This window comes from Acidovorax sp. LjRoot117, from assembly GCF_964252695.1.
Lineage (GTDB): Bacteria > Pseudomonadota > Gammaproteobacteria > Burkholderiales > Burkholderiaceae_C > Acidovorax.
The window spans coordinates 364730-376872 of sequence record NZ_CAXUPO020000004.1 but is presented as its reverse complement, the minus strand read 5'-3'; the positions used below and the strand labels follow the sequence as shown (position 1 = coordinate 376872).

At 65.2% G+C, this 12143-nt stretch carries 14 protein-coding genes; 7 read left to right on the top strand and 7 right to left on the bottom strand.

The features are described 5' to 3' along the window. Positions 1-46 precede the first annotated feature (46 nt). Positions 47-970 carry a rod shape-determining protein MreC gene (gene mreC / locus ACSQ3D_RS14950; protein WP_056410159.1) on the bottom strand — a complete coding sequence of 308 codons (924 nt, stop codon included), beginning with the start codon at positions 968-970 and terminating at the stop codon, positions 47-49. A 172-nt stretch (positions 971-1142) separates the two neighbouring features. Continuing rightward, positions 1143-2186, bottom strand: a complete 1044-nt coding sequence (locus ACSQ3D_RS14945) for a rod shape-determining protein (protein ID WP_005798130.1) — start codon at positions 2184-2186, stop codon at positions 1143-1145. Between the two features lie 204 nt (positions 2187-2390). Here ACSQ3D_RS14945 and gatC point away from each other — a divergent pair, with 204 nt between their 5' ends. The 3 genes from gatC to gatB are packed head-to-tail and all read left to right on the top strand — an operon-like array spanning position 2391 to position 5672. Continuing rightward, positions 2391-2690: an Asp-tRNA(Asn)/Glu-tRNA(Gln) amidotransferase subunit GatC gene (gene gatC / locus ACSQ3D_RS14940; RefSeq protein WP_056164851.1), complete on the top strand. Its 300-nt coding sequence runs from the start codon at positions 2391-2393 to the stop codon at positions 2688-2690. An 11-nt stretch (positions 2691-2701) separates the two neighbouring features. Continuing rightward, the gene (gene gatA, locus ACSQ3D_RS14935; RefSeq protein WP_056422074.1) at positions 2702-4204 is read left to right on the top strand and encodes an Asp-tRNA(Asn)/Glu-tRNA(Gln) amidotransferase subunit GatA; all 1503 of its coding nucleotides are present in this window, start codon (positions 2702-2704) and stop codon (positions 4202-4204) included. Position 4205: 1 nt separating this feature from the next. Continuing rightward, positions 4206-5672: an Asp-tRNA(Asn)/Glu-tRNA(Gln) amidotransferase subunit GatB gene (gatB, locus tag ACSQ3D_RS14930; protein ID WP_436127425.1), complete on the top strand. Its 1467-nt coding sequence runs from the start codon at positions 4206-4208 to the stop codon at positions 5670-5672. Between the two features lie 124 nt (positions 5673-5796). Here gatB and ACSQ3D_RS14925 read toward each other — a convergent pair whose 3' ends face one another. Then, a complete protein-coding gene (locus ACSQ3D_RS14925; RefSeq protein WP_396506668.1) occupies positions 5797-6498 on the bottom strand; it encodes a DUF4124 domain-containing protein in 702 nt (233 codons plus the stop codon). A gap of 5 nt (positions 6499-6503) precedes the next feature. Next, positions 6504-7202: an orotate phosphoribosyltransferase gene (gene pyrE / locus ACSQ3D_RS14920; RefSeq protein WP_396506666.1), complete on the bottom strand. Its 699-nt coding sequence runs from the start codon at positions 7200-7202 to the stop codon at positions 6504-6506. 10 nt (positions 7203-7212) lie between these two features. Between pyrE and ACSQ3D_RS14915 the strand changes: the two genes are divergently transcribed. After that, entirely contained in the window at positions 7213-8016 is an 804-nt protein-coding gene (locus ACSQ3D_RS14915; RefSeq protein ID WP_396506726.1) for an exodeoxyribonuclease III, read from the top strand. Between the two features lie 15 nt (positions 8017-8031). Here the strand turns inward: ACSQ3D_RS14915 and ACSQ3D_RS14910 are convergent, their stop codons facing one another. The 3 genes from ACSQ3D_RS14910 to ACSQ3D_RS14900 all read right to left on the bottom strand — a co-directional run bounded on the left by ACSQ3D_RS14910 (position 8032) and on the right by ACSQ3D_RS14900 (position 9810). After that, positions 8032-8892: a YihY/virulence factor BrkB family protein gene (locus ACSQ3D_RS14910; RefSeq protein WP_436127424.1), complete on the bottom strand. Its 861-nt coding sequence runs from the start codon at positions 8890-8892 to the stop codon at positions 8032-8034. Next, positions 8889-9425 (bottom strand): pyridoxamine 5'-phosphate oxidase family protein, encoded by a 537-nt coding sequence (locus ACSQ3D_RS14905; RefSeq protein ID WP_056410169.1) that lies wholly within the window; start codon positions 9423-9425, stop codon positions 8889-8891. Before ACSQ3D_RS14905 ends, ACSQ3D_RS14910 begins: the two co-directional genes overlap by 4 nt. Positions 9426-9534: 109 nt before the next feature. Further along, positions 9535-9810 (bottom strand): H-NS histone family protein, encoded by a 276-nt coding sequence (locus ACSQ3D_RS14900; RefSeq protein WP_056410171.1) that lies wholly within the window; start codon positions 9808-9810, stop codon positions 9535-9537. 501 nt (positions 9811-10311) lie between these two features. On the opposite strand from ACSQ3D_RS14900, the gene ACSQ3D_RS14895 reads away from it, so the two are divergent. From ACSQ3D_RS14895 to ACSQ3D_RS14885, 3 genes are all read left to right on the top strand, one after another. After that, a complete protein-coding gene (locus tag ACSQ3D_RS14895; protein ID WP_056168637.1) occupies positions 10312-10599 on the top strand; it encodes a hypothetical protein in 288 nt (95 codons plus the stop codon). A gap of 77 nt (positions 10600-10676) precedes the next feature. Next, a complete protein-coding gene (locus ACSQ3D_RS14890; RefSeq protein ID WP_396505370.1) occupies positions 10677-10970 on the top strand; it encodes a DUF4148 domain-containing protein in 294 nt (97 codons plus the stop codon). A 264-nt stretch (positions 10971-11234) separates the two neighbouring features. Beyond that, on the top strand, positions 11235-11873 hold the full coding sequence (locus ACSQ3D_RS14885) for an MBL fold metallo-hydrolase (protein ID WP_436127423.1): 639 nt from the start codon (positions 11235-11237) through the stop codon (positions 11871-11873). Positions 11874-12143: the final 270 nt, after the last annotated feature.

The following is a 12143-nucleotide window of genomic DNA, read 5'->3' as shown; positions in this document are numbered from 1 at the left end:
GGCACGCGGGCCAACGGCCGGGTGGCTGCACGTGGCGGCATGGTTGTCATCCTTTGCGCGCCCCGCGCTTGGCCGGCGCCGGGTGCGCAGGCTCGGGCCGGGGCAGCGCGTTGTCGGCCAGCGGCTTGAGCACCACCACGTGCCGCGCGCCCTGCACCTGCGCCAGCGGCACGCAGTAGATGCGGGCAAAGGCCGAGTCGGCGCGGCGCTCCACGCGCACGACCTTGGCCACGGGCAAGCCCGAGGGGTAGAGCCCGTCCACACCGCTGGTGGTGAGCAGGTCGTCCTCGCGCACATCGGCGTTGGCGGGCATGAAGCGCAGCTCCATGCCGCCGCCGTGGCCCGCCACCGGGTCGCCGTAGGCCACGCCGCGCGCGCCGGTGCGGATGTTCAGCACGGGGATGGCCTGGTCGCGGTCGATCAGCAATGTGACTTCACTCACCAGCGGGAACACCCGCGTGACCTGGCCCAGCACGCCGGCCTCGTCCATCACGGGCGAGCCCAGCTCCACGCCGCCCATCTGGCCGCGGTCGAGCACCACGCGGCGCGTGTACGGGTCGGCGGTGTCGTAGATCACCTCGGCCGCCTGGGCCGGCGTTTCGAGCCGCTCGCGCAGCGCCAGCAGTTGCCGCAGCCGCGTGTTTTCCAGCGCCAGCTGCTCGGCCTGGGTGGCGCGCTGGCCCATGGCGGTCATCTTCTTGCGCGCATCGTCCAGCTCTTGCTGGGCCGTGGTCAGCGACTGGAAATAGTCCGAGCTGTGCCCAGCCATCTCCACCGGCTTGAGCATGAGCCACTGCACGGGGTACAGCACCGTGCCCACCGCCTGACGGAACGGGCCGGTGAGCTCAAAGCGTGCGTCGGCCACCATGAGAAACAGCGCCAAAGCGCTGTAGACGGCCAAACGCGACAGGGCCGAAGGGCCTTGCTTGAAGAAGGGGGGAGCGCTGCGCTCGAGGGTACCCAGCGGCATGTCAGTGATTCATAGCGCTGTGCGCTACCCCTACCTTAAAAAACTGGCGAGGCCCAGGCCAGCGCACCCGTGGAACTGGCTCTGCCAGGCCACGGGGTGCGTCCACCCTCCCGGAGCGCGGAGCGCGCAGAGAGAGGGGGGAAGGCGCGAAGCGACTCAGGGGGGAGTGCCATTATTCACTGGTAAAAATGCTGCCCAGGCGGTCCATGCGCTCCAGCGCAATCCCGCAGCCGCGCACCACGCAGGTCAGCGGGTCTTCGGCCACCAGCACCGGCAGGCCGGTTTCTTCGGCCAGCAGGCGGTCGAGGTCGCGCAGCAGCGCGCCGCCGCCGGTCAGCATCATGCCGCGGTCGGCAATGTCGGCGCCGAGTTCGGGAGGGGTCTGCTCCAGCGCGTTCTTGACGGCGGAGACGATCTGGTTGAGCGGGTCTGTCAGGGCTTCCAGCACTTCGTTGGAAGAAATGGTGAAGCTGCGCGGCACGCCTTCGGAGAGGTTGCGGCCCTTGACTTCCATCTCGCGCACTTCGGAGCCGGGGAAGGCCGAGCCGATGTTCTTCTTGATGGCTTCTGCGGTGGGCTCGCCGATCAGCATGCCATAGTTGCGGCGGATGTAGCTGATGATGGCTTCGTCGAACTTGTCGCCGCCCACGCGGACGCTGCCCTTGTAGACCATGCCGCCCAGCGAGATCACGCCCACCTCGGTGGTGCCGCCGCCGATGTCGACGACCATGGAGCCCGAGGCTTCAGAGACCGGCAGGCCCGCGCCGATGCCGGCAGCCATGGGCTCTTCGATCAGGTAGACGGCGGTGGCGCCAGCAGCTTCTGCGGCGTCCTTGATGGCGCGGCGCTCGACCTGGGTGGAGCCGCAGGGCACGCAGATGATGATGCGCGGGCTGGGGGTGAACAGCGTGCGCGGGTGCACCATCTTGATGAACTGCTTGATCATCTGCTCGGTGATCACGAAGTCGGCGATCACGCCGTCCTTCATGGGCCGGATGGCTTCGATGTTGCCCGGGACCTTGCCCAGCATGGCCTTGGCTTCGCGGCCTACGGCCTGGATGACTTTCTTGCCGTGGGGCCCGCCTTCGTGGCGGATGGCCACCACGGAAGGTTCGTCGAGGACGATGCCTTTGTCGCGGGCGAAGATGAGGGTGTTGGCTGTGCCAAGGTCAATGGCAAGGTCGGTGGAGAAGTACCGACGGAAAGCTCCGAACATTCAAAAATCCTCTCAGGCACGGCATGCACGTCGGCCTGCCATCGCCGGGTTTACGGGGTCAAATATCGCTTTTTTCGCACAATGACCGGCAGGAAGGAGGCTATTGCGGCAAAGCCGGGATAATACCCGATCCCCTGTGAATAACTCCCCCCGGCGCGGCGTGGATCACAGCTTTACTTCTGGTTTCTCTAGATTCTCCTCCCTATGGCACTGACCCCCCAGGACATCGGCCGCATTGCCAATTTGGCACGGCTTGAGCTGACACCCTCCGAAAGTGAGCGCATGCTGACACAGCTCAATGGCTTCTTCGACATCGTGGAAAAGATGCGGGCTGTGGATACTTCGGGCGTTGCACCGCTGGCGCACCCCGTGGCGGCCATCCAGGACGTGGCCCTGCGCCTGCGCGACGACGTCGCCAGCGAGCCCAACCAGCGCGAAGCCAACCAGAAGAGCGCCCCTGCCGTGGAGCGTGGCCTGTTCCTCGTCCCCAAAGTGATCGAGTGAGGAAGGCCCGCATGACCATGACCACGAACAAAGCCCTGCACGACCTGGGCGTGACCGAACTGGCCGCCGGCCTGCGCGACAAGCAATTTTCTGCGGTGGAAGCCGCGCAGCATTTTCTGTCGCGCACCCAGGCCCACCCCCAACTGGGCGCCTTTGTGGCGCTGAACGAAGCAGCCACCCTGGCGCAGGCGCGCGCCGCCGATGCCCGCCTGGCCGCGGGCACGGCAGGCGCGCTGGAAGGCGTGCCGCTGGCGCACAAGGACATCTTCGTCACGCGCGACTTCCCCAGCACCGCAGGCTCGAAGATGCTGGCGGGCTACCAGTCGCCGTTCGACGCCACCGTGGTGGCCAAGCTGGCCGACGCCGGCGCGGTGACGCTGGGCAAGCTCAACTGCGACGAGTTCGCGATGGGCTCGGCCAACGAGAATTCTGCCGTGGCCCCGGTGGGTTTCGATGCGCCCGCCCCGGTGCGCAACCCATGGGACACCAGCCGCGTCCCCGGCGGTTCCTCGGGCGGCAGCGCGGTCGCCGTGGCCGCGCGCCTGGCCCCGGCCGTGACCGGCACCGACACCGGCGGCTCCATCCGCCAGCCGGCGTCGTTCTGCGGCATCACCGGCATCAAGCCCACCTATGGCCGGGCCAGCCGCTACGGCATGATCGCGTTCGCCTCCAGCCTGGACCAGGCCGGCCCGATGGCCCGCAGCGCCGAGGACTGCGCGCTGCTGCTGTCCGCCATGTGCGGCCCCGATCCGGACCGTGATTCGACGAGCCTAGACGTGCCCGCGGAAGACTTCAGCCGCTCGCTCAACGACTCCATCGACGGCCTGCGCATCGGCATCCCTGCCGAGTTCTTTGGCGAAGGCCTGGCACCCGACGTGCGCGCGGCCGTGGACGGCGCGCTCAAGGAATACGAGAAGCTCGGCGCCAAGCTCGTGCCCATCAGCCTGCCCCGCACGGAGCTGTCGATCCCGGTGTACTACATCATCGCCCCGGCCGAGGCGTCGTCCAACCTGTCGCGCTTCGACGGCGTGAAGTTCGGCCACCGCGCCAAGGACTACACCGACTTGGTGGATATGTACAAGAAGACGCGTGCCGAAGGCTTTGGCGACGAGGTCAAGCGCCGCATCATGATCGGCGCCTACGTGCTGTCCCACGGCTACTACGACGCGTACTACCTGCAGGCGCAGAAGATCCGCCGCATGATCGCGGACGACTTCCAGAACGCGTTCAAGGATTGCGACGTGATCGCCGGCCCCGTGGCACCCACCGTGGCCTGGAAGCTGGGCGAGCACGGCGCCGACCCGCTGGCCGACTACCTGGCCGACATCTTCACCCTGCCCGGCTCGCTCGCCGGCCTGCCCGGCATGAGCGTGCCCGCGGGCTTTGGCGACGCCGGCATGCCCGTGGGCCTGCAGCTCATCGGCAACTACTTCCAGGAAGCCCGCCTTCTGAACGCTGCGCACCGCCTGCAGCAAGCCACCGACTACCACCTCCGCCAACCCGGAGGCCTGTGACATGACGACGACCCCCAAATTGATCCACGGCTACGAGGTCGTCATCGGCTTCGAGACCCACACCCAGCTCGCCACGCAGAGCAAGATCTTCAGCCGCTCGCCCACCGCCTTCGGCGCCGAGCCCAACACCCAGGCATCGCCGGTGGACCTGGCGCTGCCCGGCACGCTGCCGGTGATGAACCGCGAAGCGGTGGTCTGCGCCATCAAATTAGGACTGGCTCTGGGCTCCCACATTGCGCAGAAGAGCATCTTTGCCCGCAAGAACTACTTCTACCCCGACCTGCCCAAGGGCTACCAGATCAGCCAGTTCGAGATCCCGGTCGTGCAGGGCGGCGAAGTGCAGTTCTTTCTGGGCGATGAGAAAAAGACCGTGCGCCTGGTGCGGGCCCACCTGGAAGAAGATGCGGGCAAGTCCCTGCACGAGGACTCAGCACTCGGAGGTGGTGGCCAGTCCGGCATCGACCTGAACCGCGCCGGCACGCCGCTGCTGGAGATCGTGACTGAGCCCGACATGCGCTCGAGCGAAGAGGCCGTGGCCTATGCCAAGGAGCTGCACAAGATCGTGACCTGGATCGGCATCTGCGACGGCAACATGCAGGAAGGCTCCTTCCGCTGCGACGCCAACGTCTCGGTGCGCAAGCCAGGCCAGCCGCTGGGCACGCGCCGCGAGATCAAGAACCTGAACAGCTTCAAGTTCATGCAGCAGGCGATCGACTCCGAGATCCGCTGGCAGATCGAGGAGATCGAAGACGGCCGCGCGATCCAGCAGGCCACCGTGCTGTTCGACCCCGACACGGGCAAGACGCGTGCGATGCGCACCAAGGAAGATGCGGCCGACTACCGGTACTTCCCGGACCCGGACCTGCCGCCGTTGCACATCTCGCAGCAGTGGGTCGACGAACAACGCGCGCTGATGGCCGAACTGCCGCGCGCCATGGCGGCGCGCTTCGTGGCGGACTATGGCCTGCCGGAGTACGACGCCACGACCCTGACGCAGAGCAAGGGCATGGCCGCATATTTCGAGGCCGCGGCCAAGGCCTGTGGCCAGGCCAAGCTGGCCAGCAACTGGATCATGGGCGAGGTGTCGCGCCGCCTGAACATGGTGGAGACCGGCATCGAGCAGGCGCCGGTATCGTCGGCCCAGCTGGCCGCGCTGATCGCGCGCATTGCCGACGGCACCATCTCCAACAACGCGGCCAAGCAGGTGTTCGACGCGCTGTGGACCGGTGACGGCCACGAGGTGGATGCGGTCATCGAGGCCAAGGGCCTCAAGCAGATGAACGACACCGGCGCGCTGGAGGCGATCATCGACGAGGTCATCGCTGCCAACGCGGACAACGTGGCGCAGTTCCGCGCGGGCAAGGACAAGGCCTTCAACGCGCTGGTCGGCCAGATCATGAAGGCCAGCAAGGGCAAGGCGAACCCCCAGCAGGTCAACGACGTGCTGCGCGCCAAGCTGGCAGGCTGAGTGATCAACTCCGGGGGTGGAGAACTCCCCGGCATGCAGCAACGGAAAAGGGGCATCACGCCCCTTTTTTCGTGCCGTCGCCCCGCTGCGCGCAGGCCGGATACAAGCTCTTTGAATCTACCGCCTAGCGTGACGCAGCGGGCGCAGCAAGCTCTCCTGCGCCGGTGGCCGCAGGTGCCAGTGCCGGTGCTCGCTGCGACTCCCACAGCTTGCGCAGCAGCGCCAGTTCGGTATCGAAGCGCTGGTGCACACGGCGCTTTTCCTGATCCTGCCCGGCCAAAAAGCGTTGCTGTTCGGCGATGCTGTCTTCGTTTTCCGCGATCTTGCGGCGCAGCGTCATCGGCGCCTTGTTGGGGTCCTTCTTGTAGAACTCCATTTCGGTATCGAAGCCTTTGCGCTGCTGCTTGAGTTCGGCAATGCGCTTTTCTGCCGTGGCCGTGACGTCGTCCACCAGTTGGATGGCGGCGGCGCGTTCGACATCGTGCGTGGCCTTGTCGGGGTAGCGGGCCGTGAGCACGCGCTCGCGGCGGCGCTCTTCGACGACACGGGCGCGCTCTTCGGCCTCCTTGCGGCGTTGCACTTCCTGGGCCGCACGCTCGTTCTCCGTGAGCGACGGGCCGATCTGGCGGCGGACCGTGCCCATCGGGCTCAGTTCACGCTGTTCGCGGTCCAGGCATTCCGGAATGGGGCGGTCGGCCGTGAGCTTGCGCCCGTTGCGATCCACACAGGTATAGATGCCACCGCTTGGCGGCTGCTGCGCGCGCGCGAGATCCGCGACCAGGGTGGCGCACAACACCGTACCGACGATCCACGCCGACCTGCTCAAATCATTCACCCTTCATTGACGCCATACCGCTGGCGGTATGCCAGCACATTTTCGTGATGGGAACGCATCCCCTCCCCCCCGTTTTGCGAGAGATACAGCAATAAGTCTGCCAGCCGCGCGATCGTGCAGACCTGCATGCCCAGTTGCTGGCGCACATACTGGACCGCGCTGTGGTCCACGTCCTGGCCATTCTCGGTGGCTTTCTCCTGACGGTCCAGCGCAATGGCTACCGCGTGCGGGGTGGCACCGGCCGCGCGGATGATGGCGATCGACTCACGGGCTGCAGTGCCTGCGGACATCACGTCGTCCACGATGAGCACGCGGCCCTTCAGGGGCGCTCCCACGAGGGTCCCGCCCTCGCCGTGGTTCTTGGCCTCCTTGCGGTTGTACGCAAAAGGCACGTTGCGCCCCAGCCGCGCCAGCTCCACGGCGACGGTGGCGGCCAGGGGAATGCCCTTGTAGGCCGGACCGAAGACCATGTCGAATTCGATGCCGCTGGCGATCAGGGCTTTTGCATAGAATTCCGCCAGCCGGCCCATCTTGCTGCCATCGTCGAACAGTCCCGCATTGAAGAAGTACGGGCTCAAGCGACCGGCCTTGGTCTTGAATTCGCCGAAGCGCAGCACCCCCGATTCGACCGCAAAACGTACAAAATCCTGCGCCAGCTGGCCCTGACCATCTTTTTGTGCGCCAACATCCACCATGGGAAAATCCTTGTTCAAATTAACCAGCCTCAATCTCAATGGCATTCGCTCGGCCACCAGCAAAGGCGTGGAAAGCTGGATGGCAGCCACGCGGCCGGATTGTATTTGCGTGCAGGAAGTCAAAGCCCAGGCGGCCGACATCGCCAACCGCTTCGAACGCGTGGCAGACCTGCAGGGGCATTTTCACTTTGCCCAGAAAAAAGGCTACTCCGGCGTGGGCATCTACACGCGCCACGAGCCGTCCGACGTGGTCGTGGGCTACGGCTCGGCCGAGTTCGACGCCGAGGGCCGCTATGTCGAACTGCGCTTTGACACGCCCGCGCGCAAGCTGTCGATCATCAGTGCGTACTTCCCCAGCGGCTCGTCGGGCGAGGAGCGCCAGCTGGCCAAGTTCCGCTTTCTGGCGGAGTTCCATCCCCATCTCATGCGCACCAAGGGCGAACGCGAGTTCATCCTGTGCGGCGACATCAACATCGCCCACCAGCAGATCGACCTCAAGAACTGGCGCAGCAACCAGAAAAACAGCGGCTTCCTGCCCGAAGAGCGTGCGTGGATGACAAAGTTGTTACACACAACTGATGAAGGCGGCGGGCTCATCGACGTTTACCGTCAGTTACAACCCACGGCCACCGACACGGCCTACACCTGGTGGAGCAATCGCGGCCAGGCGTATGCGAACAACGTGGGATGGCGGCTGGACTACCACCTGGCCACGCCGGCATTGGCAGCGCTGGCGCGCAGCGAGTCCATCTACAAGGGCGAGAAGTTTTCGGACCATGCGCCCATCACGGTGGACTACGACTTCAGCCTGTAGGGAGCCCGCGCGCTGTCAATGCCGCTCGCGGATCACCGCATTGACCTCCGCGCCGTAGATCAGCGTCGTCGCGCTCGCGTACAAAAACACGAGGGTGGCGACCACGCCCGCAAAGCTGCCGTAGATCAACACCAACTTGCCCGCGGTGCGCAGGGTGTACGACAGCGTGGCCGCAGCGACCACCCACAGCGCTGCGCCGACCAGGGCGCCCGGCAGCACCGTGGCCACGCGCTGTGGAATGTCCGGCAACCAGCCATACAGCAGCGCATACAGCACGACCAGCGTGAGGTAGGCGGCCCCATAGCGCACGCTGTCGTACAGCCAGATCGCCTCGTCGCCGTCGGCCGCGACATTGGTGACCACGAACTGCCAGATGCGCGGCATGACGATCACGGAACTGAACACCAGCAGCAGCCCCGACCCCACCACCACGGTGAACAGCGTGGACTTGATGCGCGCCTTCCAGAACGGCAGACCCCGGTCGATGCCGTACGAGCGGTTGAGCGCCGAGCGCACCGCCTGCATGCCGGAGGAACCGGTCCACAGCGTGATGGCCAGCCCCACGGTGAGCAGCGCCTCGTTGCGCTGGGCCAGCACCTGCTGCACCACGGGTTGCATCACATCGCGCACCAGCTGCGGCGCGTAGCCCAGCACCCGCTCGGCCAGCGCGGCCGCGTCGCCGGGCTGGCCAACAAAGCCCGCCGCTGCCGATAGCAGCAGCAACAGCGGGAACATCGCCAGCACCGCAGAAAATGCCAGGCTGCCCGCCTGGTTGGCGCTCTGGTGCAAGACGTAATTGCGCACGGCCACCACAAGCACACCCACCACCGGGAGCTCGGTAATGGCACGGCCCAGGCGCCGCAGGCCCTGCATCATGGGCGAAGGCGCCCTTCCACCGAGTCGTCCAACGTCTTGCCGATGGCCGCGCCAATCACCATCTTGGTGGCAGCGACCAGGCTGCCGTGTTTGGTGTCCCAGTAGTAGCCCGACACGGGCGCGACTTCGATCACGGTGATGCGCGGATCGTGCTTTCCTTCGGTGAACCAGGTTTTCATGATGGGATCCCAGAGCTCATCGATCAAGGCCTGGTCGCGGTGGATGCTGGCGGTGCAGTCCAGCACCAGAAAGCCCGAGTGCTTGGAACCCTGCATGAAGATCCGCACTTTGGGGTCTGCTTCGATCTCGCGGTTCTTGTGGCTGTCGGACGCGCTCAGAAACCACAGGTGGCCGGCTTCGTCCACCTTCTCCACGCCCATGGGCCGCGTCCCGCCCGTTTCACTGTGGGGAGCGTTGGTGCAAAAGAAGCACGACTGGGCATCCTCGGCCATGTCCCGGATGCGCTGCGTGGCATCGTCTCCGGTCAAGTGCTTGTGGGTGTCCTCGGGCTGGTTCTGGTTGATCGAGTCCATGGCAATCTCCGAATGGGAATGAAAGGCGGAATTGAGCCTGAACCCCCTGACCGGCACTGTAGGAGCCGGTCCCTTGCCATTGCCCTCTGGCTGCGCTGGACAGTGCGCCTTATGGGATCAGGAACTGCTCGCGGTCTTTGCCGGCAATCCATTTCGGCGGCTTGCCACGGCCGGTCCAGGTGGAGCCGGACTGCGGATCGTGGTACTTGGCGGGGACCTTCTTGGGGTCGGGTGTCCAGGGAAACACCTGCTGTGCCGTGAAGTCGAATTCCTTGATCAACTGTTTGACGGTTTCCAGCGCAGCGGAGGCTTCCGCCTTGCGGGCTTTGTGGATCTGCTCGTCGAGGTTGCGCTTTTGCGCAAGGAGTTCTGCGTAGGTGGTCATCGGGAAATCAGGGTTCAGGAGGATGTCGTGGTGGTGAAGTGCGGCGGCACGCCTGCATGACGCGTCGAATTCATGCGGACTGTGCGTTGGCACGTGGTTCTGCGCAGGCGCCTTCGCGCCACGCTTTCACGTCGGCGAACTCGTGCGAGCACCCGGTGCATTGCAGGCGCTCGGTGTAGCGCATGACGCCACCGCCATCGCGGGCCACCACGCGGTGATAGCTGGTGGCGCCGCAAATGCCACACCGGCTGGGAAGGGAGGAGGAAGTGCTGTGCATCTGCGGCGATTTTCCCATTAACCACGAAGGGCTGAGATCTCGCCCGGATTGTTCTCAATACTGGAACAGTCAGTTCGCGACTGGGTGGTTTTTCTCTGGACACCACCGGCGTACAGTTCAACCCATCGATGAGCCGAACCCGCAAGGCGACTCACCGAACCCGGTTCAGGAATGGTTTTTGTACCGGCTTTATTGAGACGCTTTTAACTTCAAGGACTTTCATCATGAACAACACCGCACGTTTCCTCTCCATTGCCGCTGTCGCTGCCTTCGCTTCCTTTGGCGCCCAAGCCGACGAAGCCGACGCTTCGCAATATGTGTCCAAGTTCGAAACCAACCGCACCCGCGCCGAAGTGGCGGCAGAAGCTTCGAGCGTTGCCCAGACCCGCAGCATCGAGCCCGCTGGTTCGCGCGTCGTGACCTACAAGTCCACGGCCGACCGCGCTGCGGTGCGTGCCCAGGCTGCTGACGCTGTGCGCACCGGCCAGATCCCTTCGGGTGAGCAAGGCTGATCTGGATCCGACGGATTCAGCGTCCTGACTCTCTCCATAAAAAACCTGACTTCTAAAAAATACACTGGACTTTCATCATGAACAAGACTGCACGTTTCCTCTCCATCGCCGCTGTGTCCGCTTTCGCTGCCTTCGGTGCCCACGCTGACGAAGCCGATGCTTCGCAATTCGCTACCAAGTTCGAAACCAACCGCACCCGCGCTGAAGTGGCTGCCGAAGCCTCCACCGTCGCCCAGACCCGCAGCATCGAGCCTGCTGGTTCGCGCGTCGTGACCTACAAGTCCACGGCCGACCGCGCTGCCGTGCGTGCCCAGGCTGCTGAAGCCGTGCGCACCGGCACGATCCCTTCGGGCGAAATCAGCGCGATGTAATTGACGCAGTTGCGGGCCTTCCCATGGTGGTGGCATTGGCGGCATGTCGCTGGTGCTGCTGCCATGGGGAGTGTTTTGGACCCGCCGCGACGCGACAGCAAACTGGGCTCCCGTGTGGGAGCCCTTTTTGTTGGTGGCAGGGTGGCCAAAGACATGGCGCCTCTCGGATGCGCCTACCACCCACCGCTGCAGGAACATTCCCACCGACAGGGCGAACTTTGTTTGCACAATCCCCCATTGCTCGCAACAAACACACCCTGAACCATGCTCCGCTATCTGACCGTCCCCGTCACGGCGTTCCAACAGAACTGCTCCATCGTCTGGTGCGATGCCACCCACAAGGCCGCGGTCATCGACCCGGGCGGCGATCTCGACACGCTGCTGGCCGAGACCGAGCGGCTGGGCCTGGCCCTGGAGCAGATCTGGCTCACCCACGCGCACATCGACCATGCGGGTGGCACGGGCGAACTGGCGCAGCGCCTGACCCTGCCCATCGTGGGCCCCCACCCCGGCGACCAGTTCTGGATCGACGGGCTGCCGCAGCAAAGCGCGATGTTCGGCTTTCCGCCAGCACAACCGTTCACGCCCACGCGCTGGCTGGCCGATGGCGACACGGTGCAGATCGGCCACGAGACGCTGCAGGTGCGGCACTGCCCCGGGCACACACCCGGCCACGTGGTGTTCCACGCGCCGCAGATCGACCGCGCCTTCGTCGGTGACGTGCTCTTTGCCGGAAGCATCGGGCGCACGGACTTTCCGATGGGCAACCACCAGGACCTCATCGACAGCATCACCCAGCGGCTGTGGCCCATGGGCGACCAGACGGTGTTCATCCCCGGGCATGGCCCGGAGAGCACCTTCGGGCGGGAGCGCCAGAGCAATCCCTACGTGGGCGGGACCTGATCAGCCTGCGGTGCACGAAGGCCTCCGGGGTCTTTTTGGCCCCTACCGCTCACTACACAAGCGGTAGCAGCTATCAAAATAGGAGCATTCGCATTCCAGCGGATGACGCCGATGCATGCGCTGCAGCCCAGCGCTGCCGTCCGGGCCTGCACCCGTACCCGTACCCGTACCTGCACCCAAGGGTCCACCGAAGCAGGCTTTCCGGCAACTGACCGGTATTCGCTGCCCTGATCGTCGGATACCTCGCGCAGGCGCGGCCTAGGATGTGAC